Source organism: Corynebacterium massiliense DSM 45435, from assembly GCF_028609805.1.
Lineage (GTDB): Bacteria > Actinomycetota > Actinomycetes > Mycobacteriales > Mycobacteriaceae > Corynebacterium > Corynebacterium massiliense.
The window spans coordinates 1,982,648-2,001,144 of record NZ_CP063189.1 but is presented as its reverse complement, the minus strand read 5'-3'; the positions used below and the strand labels follow the sequence as shown (position 1 = coordinate 2,001,144).

Genomic DNA, 18,497 nt, shown 5'->3' with positions numbered 1-18,497 from the left:
CGCTAAAGTTGCGCGTGTGACTAATGTGAATCCTGAGAACGACGCGTACGACGAGTTTGATGATCGCTTCGAGTCGGCTGACGGCGCCGGCGACGTTTACGCCACCGAGGCGGGCCACGCGGGCCAGGCCACCAGCCCCGCCCGCACGTCGGGCCGGACCCCGACCTCGCACGCCCGCGCCGAAGAGGCCAGCGGTTTCCCCGTCCGCGGCGTGGCCATGGTGCTTATCGCCGTGGCGGTCCTGCTCGGCCTGTGGGGGCTCTACGCCCTGACGCAGTCGGGGGACAAGGACTCTTCCGCTGACTCGCGCGATACCGCCGCGACCGACTCGGCCGACAAGGGCGCCGCCACGGGCGGGCCGGAGGGCAACCCGGACGCGCGTGGCGATGCCCACGGTGATACCGACAAGAACACCGGCGCCGATAAGTCTGCCGATAAGTCCGCCGACAAGCCTGGCGATGCCGCCGACCGCGACAAGGCCGGCGACAACGGCAACAGCGACAGCGACCGCGGCGCAGCGGCGCCCGCCCCAGCGCCGGGCGAGGGCGCGAACGGCGCGAACGGTCAGGGCGGTGCGGATGCCGCGCCGAAGCGCGTGAACGTGCTGAACAACTCCACGGTGTCCAACCTGGCCAAGGACATCTCCGGCGACATCAAGAAGAAGGGCTACGACTTAGGCGAGGTGGGCAACTTCTCCGACGAGATCCTCCCGGAGACCACCGTCTTCTTCCCGGAGGGCGACTCCGCCGCTGAGGAAGAGGCGCGCAAGCTCGCCAGTGAGATGCACGGCGTGGCCCGCCCGAATATCGACTCGCTGCCGAAGGATGCGACCAAGGACCGCTCCCTGACCGTGGTGCTGGTCGACCCGAACGCGTAACGCCCGGCGGCTTAGCAAGCGGCCGGTGCACATTCGGTCCGGTGCAAATTCGGTGCCGACTAGCGCTACATTTGGGCGCCAAAATCCCTCTTAGTCTGCACCGAATTTGCATAGGGCCGTGAAGGCGGGCTCGCCTGCGCGGTGGTGAATTTATATCGCCCGAAATCGCGCAAATATGCTGCGCGTTCGCACCCGCCACGTAGCATGATCCGGGTGGATATTCCCGCAGAGAAGTTCGCCCGCTCCCCACGCCCTACGCTCGGCGTGGAATGGGAGGTCGCGCTGGTTGACCCCGTCACCCGCGACCTGGTTCCCCGCGCCGCAGAACTCATCGACACGGCGAAAGAACTAGCCCCGGATACCCACCTGGAAAAGGAGTTCCTCCAGAACACGGTGGAGCTAGTCACCGGGGTGTGCGAGACCGTCCCGGAGGCGATGGCGGATTTGCGGGGTTCGTTGGACATCGTCAAGCATGTTGCCCACGACATGGGGCTTCGGCCCTGGGCGTCCGGCGGGCACCCGTTTTCGGACTTCCGGGAAAATCCCGTCTCGCCGAAGCAGACGTACTCCGAAATCATCAACCGAACCCAGTACTGGGGCCAGCAGATGCTGCTGTGGGGCACGCACGTGCACGTGGGCATCAGCCACGAAGACCGCGTGTGGCCGATAATCAATGCGGTGATGACCAAGTTCCCGCACCTCCTGGCGCTTTCGGCGTGCTCGCCGGGGTGGGACGGCATTGACACCGGGTACGCGTCCAACCGCACGATGCTCTACCAGCAACTGCCCACCGCCGGGCTGCCCTACCAGTTCGCCAACTGGGAAGAATGGCAGTCCTACATGCGCGACCAGGCGATCTCCGGGGTCATCAGCCACACGGGCTCCATGCATTTCGATGTCCGCCCGGCGTCCAAGTGGGGCACCATCGAGGTGCGCATTTCCGATGCCACCTCCAACCTCCGCGAGCTCGCCGCCATCGTCGCGCTCACGCACTGCCTGGTCGTGCACTTCGACCGCATGATCGATGCCGGCGAGAAGCTGCCCACTCTGCAGCCGTGGCACGTGGCTGAGAACAAGTGGCGCGGTGCGCGCTACGGGCTCGACGCGCTGGTGATTACCTCGCGCGATACCGACGAGCGCGAGGTGCGCGACGAGCTCACCGATCTGGTGACCGAGCTCGGCCCGCTGGCCGCGGAGCTCGGGTGCCGGGCGGAGCTGGAGATAGTCCGCGAAATCGTTGCCCGCGGCGCCGGCTACCAGCGCCAGCGCGAGCTATTCGAGCGCACCGCTGACTGGAAGCCGGCCGTCGACCTGGCCTGCCAGGAGCTGGAGGACGGCACGCCCTGGGCATAAGGGCCGCGCGCCCGAGTGCAACCGGATGACCCACGAGCAAGGAGTTTGGGCGCCAATGTCGCGCCTAGTGGGTCAACCAATTGCACGAGCCGGCCCCGCGGGGGAGGGAGGCTAGAACCCGGCGGCGTCTGTGGCCGCGGCCGCGGGGTCGTCTCCGCGAGCATCGCTGTGAGCTTTCCCGTGGCCCTTCCCACCGCCCAGGCCGAACAAGCCGGACAGCGCGTAGAGCACGATGAATGCCAGGCCGGTCAGGGTAAACAGGCACTGGATCCACGGCTGCGCGAAGTCGATGTGCGTGGTGCCGCGGTAGGACATGAGATCCCACACGCGCACGTTGACGAACGGGATGAGCACGAACATCGCGGCCGCTAGCGAGAGCAGGCCGGCCAGCTGCGCGCCGAAGATTCCCATGGCGCGGTCGAAGCGCGGGCCGAGCGCGCGGTTAACCGCGGCGAATACGCAGGCCGCCAGCGGGATGATCCACACCCAGTGGTGGTACCAGGAAAACGGCGAGACCAAACAAGCGCTCACACCGGTCAGCGCCATGGCCACGCTGCGGTTGCCGCGGCGCACCGCGACGAAGACGGCCGCGCAGGTCACCGCGAAGGTGCCGGCGACGCACAACAGCCACACCGGGCCGCCGTCGATGCCGGCGTAGCGGTAGAGGATGGAGCGCAGCGACTGCGCGCCCAGGTTGGAGTGCTCGCCGATGCGCGAGGAATCGAAGATGGCGCTGCGCCAGAACTCGCCGCCGTCGCGGACGAACAGCATGCCCACCACCACGGTCACCGCGAAGGTGAGCACTGAGCCGGCCGCGGCCCACCAGCGCTTCTGGAACAAGAACACGAGACCGAGGTACGCCGGCGTGAGCTTCAAGCCCGCGGCCAAGCCGGTGCCGATGCCCGGCAGGCGGAACTTCCGCGGCAGGAAGTCGAAGGAGACTAACAGCATCAAGAAGATGTTGATCTGGCCGAAAAACAGGGTGCCGTGGATGGGCTCCGTGGCCACGGTGGCGGTGGAAAAGACGACGGCGGCCAGGATGGTCCAGACGCTTACTCCCATGCCGCGCTCGCGGAAAATCATGGCGACGATCCAGGCCAGCGCCACCATGCCGCCGATCTGCCACAGGCCGATGAGCACGTTGTCACTCAGCGCGTCCATCCAGGAGAAGATAAGCCCGGAGATCGGCGGGTAGGTGAAGGGGAGGTTGACGAGGAGGGGGCCATCGTAAAGCGGCAGGCCTTCGGCGACCTTCTCGCCGCCCAGGCGGTAGATGGCCAAATCCAGCGGCACGCGCCACTTGAGCGCGTGGTCGTCGGGCGCGGACATGATGCGGTAGACCGCGAACGCGGTAAACGCCGCCAACAAGACGAAGACGGTGGGAAGCCCGTACGAGCGGCGCGGCGCCGCGGGCTCCGCGTCGACGTCGGGCGTGGAAGGCGCCACGGTGGCCGGGGACGCCGCAGTGGCGGGAGTAGCCGTAGTGGCGGGAAAAGCCGCGGTGTCAGGGAAATCCGTAGAAGCCCCAGTGTCGGGCGTGGCAGGCGCGTCGGAGTGCGACATCGGGTCTGGGTCTCTCGTTTCCATGCAGGTCTTTCACTTCCACCGTGCGGGTTGGGCACACGGGCGGCCGGCGAGCAGGCGGTGCTGCACACAGCGCGTCGAGCAAGCAGGAAGCCCCTACTTGCGGCGCACCTTCTTGCCCGCCGGCCGGTCGTTGCGTGTCATATTTTCGTCTTTACCGTACAACCCCTCACGCCGGGCGATACGGGACATGCGCTGGGCGGTGACGGGGCTGGTCATCATGGCAAACAGTACCAGCAACAACAGCATTCCCAGGTCACTACGCTCCGAGACGCCGGAGGATTCCGCGCCCACCACCCGGATGAACGCGCCCAGGATGGTCATGACCAGCCCGAGGGTCTGCGGCTTGGTCACCGGGTGCACGCGCGACATGGTGTCTTTGAACCGCACCAGTCCGATGGCGGTGGCAAAGACCAACACGCCGCCCATCGCGAGCAGGACCAGCGAAACGATGTCCGTGATGAGCTGGAAATTCATTGGCTATCCCTCCTGCGGAAGCGGGTGGCGGCCACCGTGGAGATAAAGCCCAGCAGCGCGATGACCATCATGGCGTTCACAATCGAGGTGTTGAGTGACCACGCGATGTAGATGGCGCAGCCGCACTGGAACATGGCCACGAAACCGTCCATGCCCAAAAGGCGGTCCATGGAGTTCGGGCCCACGACGATGCGCCACAACACAATGAGGAACGACAGCGCGAACAGGGCGGCGATGACCAAGAGGATGCCGTTGTAGAGTGTCGCGTCCATTTAGGCGGGACTCCTTTCAAAGATGGCGATGAGCCGGCGCTCCATGTCCTTGAGCGAGGTGATCTCCCGGTCGAGGTCGGCCGGAGTGTCCGCGTCGAGCAGGTGGACGGTGAGCATGCGATTGGCGATGTCGATATCCGTCACCGCCCCACCCGGCTGCAGGTTGTAGAGCATCACCGCGAGGGTGAGCACCAGCTCGGAGTTGACGCGCATGGGCACTTCCACGATCGCGTGTTTCGGCGGGGCGGCCGGGCGCAGCGCGAGCCAGCCGACGCGGATGGATCCGCGGATGAGGTTCACAAACCAGTCGAAGAAGAACTTCGCCAGCTTGCCCCAGGAGATGTCGAGCGTGCCCACCGGCATCGCCGGCAGTGGCAACAGCAGCACGACCGCGACGGCGACGACGAGCCCGCCGAGCAGGTTGGCCAGGCTGAGCTCGCCCATGAGCATCAGCCACATCACGGTAATCCACACCACGAACGTGGGGCGGAAGCGGTGGCGCAGGCCGGAAAAGCCGGAAAACTTCCTCCTCATCGGTCGGCCTCCTCTCGGCTGGTCAGTGAGTCGGGCGAGCCTTGGTAGCGTTCGTCCTGGTCGAGGTGGCGGGTGGGGTTATCGGCCCTATCGCCCAGCACTGCGTAGCGGTAGACGCTTTTGTCCTGCACCGTCTCCGCGGCCCGCCCGGTGATCCCGGACATCGGCCCGGCCACAAACGTCAGGCTGGTGGAGACCACGACCAGCATCGCCGTGGAGGCGACCATGCCGTAGGTGAGCCGGCCGGCATCGCCACGCACGCGGGTGGCCAGACCCTTGCCCTCGTTGTCTTCGTTGGACACGTCGCCGGTTTCCACCAGGGCGGCGTCGGGGGCGTCGGCGCGGTCGCGCAGGAAACCTTTCGCCCACACGAGCATCATGACGTAGAGGGTGAGAAGCGAGGTGAGCACCGCGCCGCCGGCGAGCACCCAGGCGAGCCACGTGCCCTTCTCCGCGGCGGCCTGCAAAAGGAGCACCTTGCCCAAAAAGCCGGAGAACGGCGGGATGCCGCCCAGGTTGAGCGCCGGGATGAAGTAGAGCACCGCGATGATAGGCGCGGTGTATAGCAGCGAGCCGAGCTTGCGCAGCGAGGCGGTGCCGGTCTGCCGTTCGATGAGCCCGACGACGAGGAAGAGCGCGGTCTGCACCAGAATGTGGTGGATGGCGTAGAAGATCGCGCCGGATAGCCCCTTCGGGCTGGCCAGCGCCAGGCCGAAGATCATGTAGCCGATGTGGCTAACCAGGGTGAACGACAAAAGTCGTTTGATGTCGGGCTGGGCCATCGCGCCCATGATGCCGACGATCATCGTGGCCAGGCCCACCCACATGAGCAGGGTGTCCAGGCTGCCGCTGGTAAAGACCACCGAGCGCATGCGGATGATGGCGTAGACGCCCACCTTGGTCAAAAGGCCGGCGAACACCGCGGTGACCAGCGAGGGGGCGGTGGGGTAGGAATCGGGCAGCCAGGCATCGAGAGGCACCACGGCCGCCTTGATGCCGAACGCGACGAGCAGCACGGCGAAAATCGCGGTGCTCACGCCGCCGGGCACGTCCTCGATGCGCTGGCCGATCTGCGCCATGTTCACCGTGCCCACCGCGGCGTAGACCAGCGCCAAGCCGATGACGAAGATCATGGACGAGGCCATCGACACCATAACGTAGCCGACGCCGGCCCGCACGCGCGACGGCGTCGCGCCCAGGGTGAGCAAAACGTAGGACGCCGACAAGAAGATCTCGAAGCCGACGTAGAGGTTGAACAGGTCGCCGGCTAAAAACGACAGGTTCACGCCCATGGTCAAAAGCATGTAGGACGGCAAAAAGACCGCGACGGGGTCTTCGTTGCTGTCGTCGTGGATGCCCTGGGAGATGGCGTACCAGACCACCGCGAACAGGATGATGGACGAGGTGGTGAGCATCAGCGCGGCCAGGCGGTCGGACACCAGGGTGATGCCCACTGGCGCGTCCCAGCCGCCGATCTGCAGTGTCTGGATGCCGTCGACGTCCGCGATGATGAGCAACAGGCCGTTGACCACGATGGTCACCAGCAGGGTGAAGAACGCCACCTGGCGCTGGGTGGTGGTGCGTTTGCCGAAGACGAAGCAGATGGCCGCGGCCAGCATCGGCAGGATGACCGGCAGCGGGAGGAGGTAGCCGACGTACGGGGTCAGCGCGTCGACCCACGCGGGGGTATCAGTCATCCTTCGCCCCCTTGACGGGCTGCTCGAAGGACTTCGGTCCGAAGTCGTCGCCCTTCTTCGTCGCCCGCCCGGTGGTCGGGTCGTCGGAGGCGTCTGAGCCCGGCCCGGAGGCCGAGCTGGTCGGGCGCGAGGCCATCGCGGTAATCGCGGTGTCCTCCGAGTCGTCCTCAATGAGGTCGGCGGAGCGGTAGCGGTACTGGCGGTAGGCGAGCGTGAGGATGAACGCCGTCATCGCCATCGAGATCACGATCGCGGTGAGCATCATCGCCTGCACGAGCGGATCGGCGATCTTGTCGCCGTACTGGGCGGTCTCCCGCCCGGCAATCGGCGGCGAGCCGGCGGTGCCGCCGGCCTGCAGCATGAGCAGGTTGGCGCCGTTGCCGATGAGCAAAATGCCCAGCATCATCTTGGTCATCGACCGGTCCAGCAGCAGGTACACGCCCGCCGCGATGAACACGCCGGTGGCGAGCAGGAGGAATAAGTTCGCTTCCATAGCTTCCCTCTTACGTTTCCTTTCCGGTCGAGTCGGTGTTCGGGTGCTGCTGAATCTCGGTTTCTTCTTGGTCGCCGCGCGGGGTGCCCGGTTCGGTGTCGGAGCCGCGCGGGTGGGAGACCGTGCCACCGGAATCCGGGTCGGCGCGCCCTAAGACCTTGCCGTCCGCGCCGACCACCGAGTCCTTGCGCGCCGCGCCCACCGCGGTGAGCTGCAGCCGCTTCTGGTCCGGCGCCGCAGGGTCGGTTTCGGTGGCGGGCGAGGACGGGTTGACCACGTTGTTTCCAATGTGGCGCTTGCGCCGCCGGGCCAGGGATCGGGCGCGGTCGCGGGCGCGCTGCTTGCGGATGTCCTCTTCCTGGTCGAGCTTCGCACCGAGCGCGCCCATTACGGCGACGATGAGACCGACGACCACCATGTACACGCCCAGGTCGAACACGAGCGCGGACGGGACGTGCACCTCGCCGATCAGCGGGACGGAGAACTCCGCCACCTCGGAGGACAGCGGCGGGCGGCCGAAGAACATCGGCACGATGACCGCGGTCAAGCTCAACAGGATGCCCAAGCCGAGGATGCGCCCGGCATCGATAGGCAGGGCCTCGTCCAGCTCGTGGCGCCCGCCCGCCAGGTAGCGCAGCGTGAACGCGAGCGCGGCCACCAGCCCGCCGGCGAACCCGCCGCCCGGGGCGTTGTGCCCGGCGAAGAAGAAGTAGACCGACAGCGCGATCATCGACGGGAACAGCAGGCGGGTGGACACCTCGATCATCAGCGAGCGGTTCGCCTGCTGCTCGGTCTCCGGCTCCGCCGCGAGCCACCGACGGCCGGTCACGCGCAGGGTCGGGCGGCGGGACTCGCGGTTGAAGGACTGGGTGCGGAAGATAAGGGAGGCCACGCCGGTCGCGGCGATGGCCAGCACGGTCATCTCGCCCATGGTGTCCCAGCCACGCAAGTCCACCAGCAGCACGTTGACGGTGTTGTCGCCGTGCCCGATACTCTTCGCCAGCTCCGGCATGTACTCGCTGATCGGGTGTGCGTTCCGCGCGTTCATGGCAAACAGCCCGATCAGCGGCACGACCACGCCCACGGTGACCGAAAGCCATGCGCGCTTGCGGGTGCGCTCCGGGTCGTGGGTCTGCGGGGTGCTGGCCGGCATCTTGCGCAGCACCAGCATGAACAGCACCATGATGAGCGTTTCGCTGAGCAGCTGGGTCAGCGCCAGGTCGGGCGCGCCGTGCAGGATGAACAGGAAGCTTAAGGCGTATCCGGAAATGCCGACCACGATGACGGCGGACAGGCGGTTGTCCAGCACCGTCGCGGTGACCGCGGCGGCGATGATGATGACCGCGGCGAGGATCTGCCACGGGTTTTCCGCCACGATCATGCGCACGTCATCCAGCTCGCCCACAATGGCCGCGGTCAGCGGCACGACGATGAGCGTGCAGAAGATCGTGACCAGGTTCAGCGTCAGGGAGCCGCGCTGCGTGGACGCGGTCAGGTGCAGCGAGATCTTCCGCGCGGTGGCGAGCACGGTGTCGTAGGCATCGTCCGCCGAGCCCAGCGCCGGGTAGTCGAACTGCGCGCGGGCCACCACGGAGCGCTGCCAGTGCATCACCGCGCCGAGCACTATGATGCCGGCGGAAATCCCCAGCGTCGGCGTCAGCCCGTGCCACAGCGCCAACTCCGTCGACTCCGCAGCCGGCCCAAAGCGCGCGTCCAAGTCTTGATTGATAATTGCCGACAGCGGCTGCGGGAACACTCCCAGCACCACCGTCAGCGCGGTGAGCACCGTCGGCGGCAGCCACAGCATGGGGCCGATCTCGTGCATCTGGTCCACGGCCTCCGATACCCCGCCGCCGGTGGGGTGGTCCGGGTCCTTGGTGGCAAACGCGCCCCACAAAAAGCGCAGCGCGTACGCCATGGTGAGGATCGACCCGGCGACCATGCCCACCAGGAGCATCGCGCGCGGCATGCCCACCAGCAGGTCTTCGTGCATGACCGCCTCCAAGACGGTCTCCTTGGTCACAAATCCCAAAAGCGGCGGCACGCCGGCCATGGACGCGGCGGAGATGATCGCGATGGCGTAGAGCACCGGCTGCCTGCGCCCCAGCCCGGACAGCTGCGTGATGTCGCGGGTGCCGGCGGTGTGGTCGATGGCGCCGGTGATCATAAACAGCGCCGCCTTGAAGAACGAGTGCGCAAACGTCAGCGCCAGCCCCGCCAGCATCGCCTCCCGGGAGCCGATGGCCACCACGGACATGATGAACCCCAGCTGGGAGACGGTGCCGTAGGCCAAAATCAGCTTCAAATCCTTCTGCTTCAGCGACATCCAGCCGCCCAGAAGCATGGTGAAAATGGCGATGGGCAAAAGCGCCAGGTGCCACGACGGGATCTCGTGCAGCTGCGGCGCCAGGCGCGAGACCAGGTAGATGCCCGCCTTCACCATCGCCGCGGAGTGCAGGTACGCCGACACCGGCGTCGGCGCGGCCATCGCGCCGGGCAGCCAGAAGTGCGCCGGCGCCAGCGCCGACTTGGTCAGCGCGCCGACGAGCACCAGCACCGCCGCCACGACTAGTCCTGGCGTGTCCGCCAGGTGCGGCTTGTCCGTCAGCTCGCTAAAGGACCACGCCCCGGTGCTCAGTCCCATGAGCACCAGCCCGACCAGCATGGTCAGGCCACCCAGGGCCGTCACCATGAGTGCCTGCATGGCGGACCTGCGTGACGATGCCCGCTCGCCGTAGTAGCTCACCAGAAGGAACGACAGCAGGGAGGTGATCTCCCAGAACACGTACATCAGCAGGAACGAGTCCGCGGAGACCAGCCCGAACATGACGGTGGCAAACAACGTCATCTGGGCGCCGAACATTTCCAGGCGCCGCGGCGCGGTGTCGAAGTAGCCCCAGCAATACAGCAGGACCAGAAAGCCCACGCCCAGCACAATCAGACTGAAAAGGCCACCTAGCGCATCCAACCGGAAGTCGATGGACAGGTGCGCGGCGGGCATCCATTCGATGTGGCGGGTGACGGCCCCGCCATGTTCAAAGGTCCCGGCGGCGAACAGGTGGAGGACCCACCCGCAGCCGACTAGCGGGACGAGCGCCAGCAATCCGAAGGCGGCGCGCCCGATGCCCCGGATGAGAACCGGGGCGATGGCTGCGGCCACGAAAAGGGCACTGAGTAAAACCAGCACGATGGAGGTGCGCTCCCTACTTCAAGGTTTCGGACTCGTCGGCGAGATGGGCCGCGACTCGGCACACCGAAGACACCGGTGAATACCAGCCACTGAACGCACAACGCGTGTTCTCCACCCAGCGGGAAGTTCACAAACAGATGAGGTTGTCACTGAGGAAACAGAGGATCACCTGCGCCTACGTACACACTCGTCTACTTACTCGCGTACACACTGTGGGCGCAGCGTTGCGGCGGCGTCTTGGGATACGGCGCGGCCGGCTCGTGTCCCCATCCTACCGATGGGTGGAGTCGAGCGAAAGGAAAATTCCACAACCGCGCCCACACCGCACCGCGCCCACACCGCACCGCTCCCACGCGGCACCGCACGCAGACTCCGTACTAGCAGACCCCGTACTACTTGCCGTAGCGCTGAAGGAACAGTGCCTCCGCGATGGCGATGTTTTCCACCTCGGTGGGATCGACCGACTCGTTGGCGGAGTGAATGGTGCACTTCGGCTCCTCGACGCCGAACAGCACGATTTCCGCGTCTGGGTGCGCCTCCTGCAGCTCGACGGTCAGCGGAATGGATCCGCCCATGCCCATCGAGGAGGCGTCGGAGCCGTAGGCCTCGGCCAGGCACTCGCCCAGGGTGGCCAGGGCGGCGGCAGACGGGTTGGTGGAAAAGCCGCGGTTGACGTCCCACACGTCGACGTCGATGTGCGCGCCCCACGGAACGTGGTTCTTCAAGTGCTCGGCCACCGCGTCGGCCACTTCCTGCGAGTCCATGGTGGCCGGCACGCGCAGGTTCAGGTTGGCCTGCGCGGTGTGCGGCACCGCGTTGACCGCCTGGTCCACCGGCGTGGAGGTAAAACCAGTGACGGTCAGCGCCGGGCGCGCCCACACCATGTCGGCGACCTGGCCTGCGCCTTCCTCGCCGCCCATGATCTCCGTGCCGTCGAGCATCTGCGCATCGGCCTTGAACTGCTCGGCCGGGTAGCCCTGGCCGTCCCACTGAGCGGCACAGTCGATGCCGTCGATCTGGGTGCGGCCGGTCTCGTCGGTCAGTGAGTCGATGGCGCGCATGAGCGCCTTGACCGCGTCTGGGGCGGCGCCGCCGAACTGCCCGGAGTGCACCGGCGCGCGCAGCGTATCCACCGTCACGGTGATCTGCGCGCCGCCGCGCAGGGAGGTCACCAGGGTCGGCTGGCCCACGGCCGCGTTACCGGCGTCCGCGATGAGGATCGCGTCGGCCGCGAACAGCTCGGGACGGTCAGCGATGAGCTGGGAGAGGCCCTCGCCGCCCTTTTCCTCGGAGCCTTCCACCAGCACCTTGAGGTTCACGCCAGCGCCGCCATTGGCCTCGAGCGCCCGCAGCGCCGCGAGGTGCATGGCCAGGTTGCCCTTGCAGTCGGCCGCCCCACGCCCAAACCAACGGGTGGAGCCGTCCGCGGCCGTGCGCTCGGTGAGCGTGAACGGATCGGAGTCCCACTCGGCGTGGTCACCGGCCGGCACGACGTCGTAGTGCGAGTACAACAGCACCGTCGGCGCCGCCGACTCCGCCGTCTTCTCACTCACCAGTGCCACCGAACCGTCGGTGGTCTCGATGGCTTCGACCGCAAAGCCTGCCTCCGTCAGGGCGTCTTTGACCCACTCGGACGCGCCCTGTGTCTGGTCTTTGAGCTCCGGGTCGCCGTGGACGGAGTTGAAGGAAACCAGCTTCTTCAACTGGGAGAAGATACGGTCTCGGTCGCCTCGTACGTGTTGCGCAATATCAGTCATGCCGCCATATTCTACGGCGCTGCATCCTCGCCCACCCCGTCTTTCGCGGTTGGGCATGACTTACCGGCGCGTGGAACGCTATTTCCCGTGCGCTGCGGTTTACCGTGGACAACAACCAGGCACACACTGCCTCTTTTGCCCCAAGCCCCGCACCGCCCCCCCCTCGGAAGGACGTTCACCGTGGGCCGTCACGCCGCCCCATCGCGCACCAAGAACCGGAGCCACACTCCGCAGAACCACCCGCCGCAGAACCGCCCACCACACCGCATCTCCCCGTACGCGCGCGCCGGCGCTCTGCTGACGGTCTGCGTCATCGCGCTGGTTGTCCTGGCGAAAAACACCAGCGACTGGGCGATGGAACCGGCAGTCGATTCGGCAGTGCAGCTAGAAAACGAGGCGGACCCGGCCGCCCGCACCGCGGATACGTACCACCTGTTCGGCATCCCCATGGACTTCCAGGTCTATTACCGGGCCGGCGAATGCGTGCGCACGGCCGGCTGCGATGTGTACGCCCATAACTTCGTCACCGAGAACAACGGGCAGCGCTGGGACCTGCCGTTTACCTATCCGCCCTTGGTGGCGTGGCTGTTCGGGCTCGTCTCCCGGCTGCCGCTCATCGCGGCCGCGGAGCTGTGGCAGCTGTTCGCGCTTCTCGCGCTCGGCGGGCTCATCGCCGCGGTGCTGCGCGAGCGGCACATCCCTCTCACGCTCGGCTCCGTGCCGGCCATCTGCGCCGTCACGCTGGCCGCCTTCGCCTTTGAGCCGGTGCGCGCTGGGTTCTTCTGGGGACAGATCAATATGTTCGTCACCGCGCTTATCGCCGTGGACTTCCTCGCGGCCCCGGTCCTTGCTGCGTACAACGACAAAAACCCTCGGCCCGGCGACGAACGGTCGCGCCCGTCCAATCGTCACCACCCAGACGACCCCTGGTGGGCTGGTGTCGGCGTGGGCCTTGCCGCGGGGATCAAGTTGTTTCCCGCGTTTTTCGGATTCCTCTTCCTCTTACAGCGCCGCTACCGCGCGGCGGCCGTCGCAGGCGGCACCTTCCTCACCACGGTGGCGCTGGGGGATATCGCCGTCCCGGGTGGCTTCCGCGCGTGGTGGAAGACCCTGTTCGACGTGGAGCGCTTCGGCGGCATTGATAACCCGACCTCACAGAGCCTGCGTCTGTGGCTGCAACGCGAGGTCGGCGTCGACAGCGGGGTGTTGTGGGCAGCGCTCGCGGTGACGGTCGCGGTGCTGACCTTCGCCAGCGCCTCGCGGCTTCTCACAGCGCACAACGTTACGGCCGCGATGGCCATCACGGGGATCGGGATGAGCCTGGTCTCGCCGTTTTCGTGGCACCACTACTGGCTGTGGGTCGTCCCGCTGGCCGTCGGTGGGGTAGCGGACGTGCTGCGCCGCACCCAGCAATCACACACAATCCAGCCATCCCACCCCGCATGCCACTTCGCCCTCGGGCTCGCGCTCCCCATCGCGGCACTTGTGGTTATGTGGCCGTTCCTCAGCGTGATGCTGGATCTGCCGTTCGACATCTGGGACCAGATCCACTCCGGCAACGCGCTGGCGCGCTCGACCTGGATTTGGTGGAGTCTGCTGCTCATCGCGGCGCCGTGGCTGAAGTATCTGGTGCAGTCCGCACGCACTCAACCCCGCTGGCAACCAGCCCAGTCCCGCTACCAACCTGCGACGCGCCGTGGCTCGGGTGGTCTTGCACACACTGCGCGCGAGTGCCAGAATAGCCCTAGCACTCACCGATAAAGAGTGCCAGAAAACCTGGCATACGTGGTTGAGGCTGGTTAGCACTCACCAGCTCTGCCGTCGCGGGCGACCATGTATGACGCAGACACGAGTGTGGTTGAAAAGCGAATTCAAGGAGCACTACACACTATGGCAAAGCAGATCGCCTTCAACGAGGAGGCCCGTCGCGGCCTCGAGCGTGGACTGAACACTCTTGCCGATGCCGTCAAGGTCACCCTCGGCCCGAAGGGCCGCAACGTCGTCCTGGAAAAGTCCTGGGGCGCGCCGACCATCACCAATGACGGTGTCTCCATCGCGAAGGAGATTGAGCTCGAGGACGCCTACGAAAAGATTGGCGCCGAGCTGGTCAAGGAAGTCGCGAAGAAGACTGACGATGTCGCCGGCGACGGCACCACCACCGCTACCGTTCTGGCCCAGGCGCTCGTCCGCGAGGGTCTTCGCAACGTCGCGGCTGGTTCCAACCCGATGGGCATCAAGCGCGGCATCGAGGCAGCGACCAAGAAGGTGGTTGACTCCCTGCTGGATTCCGCGAAGGAAGTAGAAACGCAGGAGCAGATCGCCACCACCGCTGGCATCTCCGCCGCGGACCCGGCTATCGGTGAGAAGATCGCAGAGGCCATGTACGCCGTGGGCAACGGCTCCGTGGCTAAGGACTCCGTCATTACCGTCGAGGAGTCCAACACCTTCGGCGTGGATCTCGAGGTCACCGAGGGCATGCGTTTCGACAAGGGCTACATCTCCGGCTACTTCGCCACCGACATGGAGCGCCAGGAGGCGGTCCTGGAGGATCCGTACATCCTGCTGGTCTCCTCCAAGATCTCCAACGTCAAGGACTTGGTCCCGCTGCTCGAGCAGGTCATGCAGTCCGGCAAGCCGCTGCTGATTATCGCCGAGGACGTCGAGGGCGAGGCCCTGTCCACCCTCGTGGTCAACAAGCTGCGCGGCACCTTCAAGTCCGTCGCCGTGAAGGCCCCGGGCTTCGGTGATCGCCGCAAGGCCACCCTGCAGGACATGGCCATCCTCACCGGCGGCCAGGTCATCGCCGAGGAGGTCGGCCTCAAGCTGGAGACCGCCGGCCTCGAGCACCTCGGCCAGGCCCGCAAGGTCGTCGTCAACAAGGACGAGACCACCATCGTGCAGGGCGCTGGCTCCCAGGAGCAGATCGACGGCCGCATCAAGCAGCTGCGCGCGGAGATCGAGAACTCCGATTCCGATTACGACCGCGAGAAGCTGCAGGAGCGCCTGGCCAAGTTGTCCGGCGGCGTGGCTGTGCTCAAGGTCGGTGCCGCTACCGAGGTCGAGCTCAAGGAGCGCAAGCACCGCATTGAGGATGCCGTGCGCAACGCCAAGGCTGCCGTGGACGAGGGCATTGTCGCCGGCGGCGGCGTCGCCCTCCTGCAGGCGGCGCAGGCGCTGGATTCGCTGACCGATCTGACCGGTGATCAGGCCACCGGCGTGAAGATCGTCCGTGAGGCGCTGTCGGCACCGCTGAAGCAGATTGCGTACAACGCCGGCTTCGAGCCGGGCGTTGTGGCCGACAAGGTCGCCTCCCTGCCGGCCGGCCAGGGCCTGAACGCGGCTACCGGTGAGTACGTCGACCTCATGGAGGCCGGCATCAACGACCCGGTGAAGGTCACCCGCTCCGCCCTGCAGAACGCGGCCTCCATCGCCGCCCTGTTCCTCACCACCGAGGCAGTCGTGGCGGACAAGCCGGAGCCGCAGTCCAACGCTGGCATGCCGGATGCCGATGCCATGGGCGGCATGGGCTTCTAAGAAAGCCTTCGTCCTAACCCAGAGCCCAGCGACGCTCTCAGCCCCGCTGAGAGCCGCTGAGACGCTCGCAGAGGCCCTGTCTTTCCCGTCTGGGAGGGCAGGGTCTTTTGGCGTTTCTAAGGGCTGCAGCGCGTGTCGATGCCCGCTCTCGCCGTCTCGACGTGAATCAGCGTCGCGCCCTACGTTCGCGCAGCGGAAAATTTCTACCTTTAAGTGCGCTTTTCTGGTCACAAGCGAGTAAGTGTGAACGCGGTTTCGTTTGTCTCACGGGTCGCATGGGTCACTCTGGAGATGCCCCGGTACCCCCGGAATAGGGTAAAGGCTGGGTGCCTGAGACGGGGTTCGACGAAATTTTCAAGAAAGTTTTCAGCGGTTGTGCAACATCGAGAGCGGGCCGACGAGCGTTACGTAACTACGGGTTAAATGTTGCCGCGTCACGCAAACAGCGGATTAACTTGCTGGTAGAGGCTTTTTTCGAGTGAGAAATACTTTTGACGCATCCGGCCGTGGAGACTCTGCCGCGGCGGCGTGAGAAATCGAACCTTGATTACGTCTTGTCCTCCGACCTGGACTTCGGCTTCTCCACCATCGAGAACCTCTTCACCAACGGCTTCACCGACCTGTACTCCGTCGTTAAGCCGATCGTCTCCATCGCTGAGGGCGCTTCCAAGCTGCTCGGCATGTTCGCATAAGACGAACTCCTAAAGTCCTCTGCCCCGGCCTTCAGGGTCGGGGCTTTGGCATATCTAAAACTTTTACAACTGGAGACCTAGGAGTAGACGGAATCATGTTCAAGCGCGCCCGCCGCATCGCCGTAGCAACTGCTATGGCTGCAGGCCTTGTTTCTGCCCCGCACGCTCTAGCCGAGGAAGGCCAGGGCAACCTTGTCGCTATTGGCGATTCGATCACTGCCGATCCCTGGGTAGGGGACTGGGCCCCGTACTGGGTCGGCCAGGAGACAGAAGCTACCAAGGCATCTCCAGTCGGTTGCCCGACTAGCCCGAATAACTACGCCAAGCAGGCAGGGCAGCGCTTGGGCCTTCCGGTAGACGACTACTCCTGCACCGGACTGACCGTGTCCAGCGAGAGGAACAAGCTGTTCAAGGACCACGCTGCCAAGGCGATTGAGGACGGCGCGCTGAACGCAAGCACCGAACGCGTCATTATCACCGTCGGGTTTAACGACTCGTACAGCGAGAAGTTCGGCGATGGTGGCCAGCGCATCCAGCACTACATCGATGAGGCAGCTCCGGTTGTCGAGCAGAACAAGGCTGCCGCGCCGAACGCCCGCATCCAGATGGTCGGCTACCCGACCATCTCCAAGGACGGCAACGTGTGCCCACTCCACGTCGTGGATGACAAGCTCGTGCCGGCTCCGCCTATCCACCTGCCGATGGTCACCGACTTCGAAAACATCGCCCAGGACATGCAGCGTGGCCTCGCCGAGCGCACCGGCACCGAGTTCATTGACATGAAGCCGTCCACTGAGTTCAACGGGATGTGCGGGCCGGACGAGTCCCGTGAGTTCGCTGGCGTCATCGACACTACCGGCCCGGCATTCAACCTCCCGTTCCACGCGAACTCCCGCGGCCACGCCCACATCGCTGACGTCATCGCCAACAGCTAAGCCCGTACCGCGCGGCCCACGGGCGAGGGCCGCGTCCCTCCGAGTGAACACTGAGTAAAGAGTGTCCCCGGAGGTGGAGATTGTGGCCCTATGGTGAGTGAAACATCGTTAAGCTGGTGCTCATGGCTGACCTCAAAGACGACGACCTGCCGGAAATTGACCTCACTGAAACCGACGGCTACGTCGTCGATGAAACGGATGAGGATGATCCCACGCTCCTCGGCCCTGACGGCAACGAGGTGCAAACCTGGCGCGAGAACTACCCGTACGACGAGCGCATGTCCCGCGACGAGTACGAGCAGGTCAAGCGCGCCCTGCAGATTGAGCTGCTGAAGTGGCAGAACTGGACCAAGGAAACCGGCCAGCGCCACATCATCATCTTCGAAGGCCGTGACGCCGCGGGCAAGGGCGGCACCATCAAGCGCTTCAACGAACACCTCAACCCCCGCGGTGCTCGCACCGTGGCGCTGGAAAAGCCTTCGCCGCGTGAGTCCACCTCCTGGTACTTCCAGCGCTACATCGAGCACTTTCCATCCGGCGGCGAGATCGTCTTCTTTGACCGCTCCTGGTACAACCGCTCCGGTGTCGAGCGCGTCATGGGCTTTTGCACCGAGACCCAGCACGCGGAGTTCCTCCGCGAGGTCCCGATGCTGGAGAACATGATCCTGGGCTCCGGTATTTCGCTGACCAAGCTGTGGTTCTCCGTGACCCGCAAGGAGCAGCGCACCCGCTTCGCCATCCGCCAGATCGACCCGGTGCGCCAGTGGAAGCTGTCCCCGATGGACCTGGCGTCGCTGGACAAGTGGGACGACTACACCCGCGCCAAGGAAGAGCAGTTCCGCTACACCGACACCGACGAGTCGCCCTGGATCACCATCAAGTCCAACGACAAGAAGCGTGGCCGCATCAACGCCATGCGCTACGTGCTGTCCAAGTTCGAGTACACGAACAAGGACCATGAGGTGGTCGGGGAGCCGGACCCGAACATCGTCAAGCGTGGGCGCGACCAGATCGGCGACTAGCTAAAAGTCGCCTCCGTAGGCCTCACCCTTGAAGCGCGGTGAAGCGTTGGGGTGGGGCCTCGTTTATTTGTGCCGTTAGG

15 protein-coding genes are annotated in these 18,497 nt (G+C 65.6%); 7 read left to right on the top strand and 8 right to left on the bottom strand.

The genetic code is table 11. The features are described from left to right. The first annotated feature begins 16 nt into the window (after positions 1-16). Positions 17-877, top strand: coding sequence for a LytR C-terminal domain-containing protein (locus CMASS_RS09270; RefSeq protein WP_156831789.1), 861 nt, complete (start codon positions 17-19; stop codon positions 875-877). A gap of 213 nt (positions 878-1,090) precedes the next feature. Next, positions 1,091-2,230, top strand: a complete 1,140-nt coding sequence (locus CMASS_RS09265) for a glutamate--cysteine ligase (RefSeq protein WP_027018654.1) — start codon at positions 1,091-1,093, stop codon at positions 2,228-2,230. Between the two features lie 111 nt (positions 2,231-2,341). On the opposite strand, the gene CMASS_RS09260 is transcribed toward CMASS_RS09265, so the two are convergent. From CMASS_RS09260 to CMASS_RS09225, 8 genes are all read right to left on the bottom strand, one after another. After that, the gene (locus CMASS_RS09260; protein WP_240482784.1) at positions 2,342-3,817 is read right to left on the bottom strand and encodes a glycosyltransferase 87 family protein; all 1,476 of its coding nucleotides are present in this window, start codon (positions 3,815-3,817) and stop codon (positions 2,342-2,344) included. Between the two features lie 93 nt (positions 3,818-3,910). Further along, positions 3,911-4,291: a monovalent cation/H(+) antiporter subunit G gene (locus CMASS_RS09255; protein WP_022862961.1), complete on the bottom strand. Its 381-nt coding sequence runs from the start codon at positions 4,289-4,291 to the stop codon at positions 3,911-3,913. Then, complete coding sequence (locus CMASS_RS09250; protein ID WP_022862960.1) at positions 4,288-4,563, bottom strand: monovalent cation/H+ antiporter complex subunit F; 276 nt, start codon at positions 4,561-4,563, stop codon at positions 4,288-4,290. Before CMASS_RS09250 ends, CMASS_RS09255 begins: the two co-directional genes overlap by 4 nt. Beyond that, on the bottom strand, positions 4,564-5,097 hold the full coding sequence (locus tag CMASS_RS09245; RefSeq protein WP_022862959.1) for a Na+/H+ antiporter subunit E: 534 nt from the start codon (positions 5,095-5,097) through the stop codon (positions 4,564-4,566). Next, positions 5,094-6,794, bottom strand: coding sequence for a Na+/H+ antiporter subunit D (locus CMASS_RS09240; RefSeq protein WP_022862958.1), 1,701 nt, complete (start codon positions 6,792-6,794; stop codon positions 5,094-5,096). The genes CMASS_RS09245 and CMASS_RS09240 overlap by 4 nt, the downstream gene beginning before the upstream one ends. After that, a complete protein-coding gene (locus CMASS_RS09235; protein WP_022862957.1) occupies positions 6,787-7,287 on the bottom strand; it encodes a Na(+)/H(+) antiporter subunit C in 501 nt (166 codons plus the stop codon). Before CMASS_RS09235 ends, CMASS_RS09240 begins: the two co-directional genes overlap by 8 nt. Before the next feature lie 10 nt (positions 7,288-7,297). Continuing rightward, complete coding sequence (locus tag CMASS_RS09230) at positions 7,298-10,474, bottom strand: Na+/H+ antiporter subunit A (RefSeq protein ID WP_022862956.1); 3,177 nt, start codon at positions 10,472-10,474, stop codon at positions 7,298-7,300. Between the two features lie 395 nt (positions 10,475-10,869). Next, positions 10,870-12,234, bottom strand: coding sequence for a dipeptidase (locus tag CMASS_RS09225; RefSeq protein ID WP_022862955.1), 1,365 nt, complete (start codon positions 12,232-12,234; stop codon positions 10,870-10,872). A gap of 180 nt (positions 12,235-12,414) precedes the next feature. On the opposite strand from CMASS_RS09225, the gene CMASS_RS09220 reads away from it, so the two are divergent. From CMASS_RS09220 to ppk2, 5 genes are all read left to right on the top strand, one after another. Continuing rightward, positions 12,415-13,995, top strand: a complete 1,581-nt coding sequence (locus CMASS_RS09220) for a glycosyltransferase 87 family protein (RefSeq protein ID WP_022862954.1) — start codon at positions 12,415-12,417, stop codon at positions 13,993-13,995. 129 nt (positions 13,996-14,124) lie between these two features. Beyond that, complete coding sequence (groL, locus tag CMASS_RS09215) at positions 14,125-15,768, top strand: chaperonin GroEL (protein ID WP_022862953.1); 1,644 nt, start codon at positions 14,125-14,127, stop codon at positions 15,766-15,768. A gap of 491 nt (positions 15,769-16,259) precedes the next feature. Further along, on the top strand, positions 16,260-16,460 hold the full coding sequence (locus CMASS_RS09210; RefSeq protein WP_156831788.1) for a hypothetical protein: 201 nt from the start codon (positions 16,260-16,262) through the stop codon (positions 16,458-16,460). Between the two features lie 95 nt (positions 16,461-16,555). Beyond that, complete coding sequence (locus tag CMASS_RS09205; RefSeq protein WP_022862951.1) at positions 16,556-17,395, top strand: GDSL-type esterase/lipase family protein; 840 nt, start codon at positions 16,556-16,558, stop codon at positions 17,393-17,395. 122 nt (positions 17,396-17,517) lie between these two features. Beyond that, entirely contained in the window at positions 17,518-18,417 is a 900-nt protein-coding gene (ppk2, locus tag CMASS_RS09200; protein ID WP_022862950.1) for a polyphosphate kinase 2, read from the top strand. Positions 18,418-18,497 lie beyond the last annotated feature (80 nt).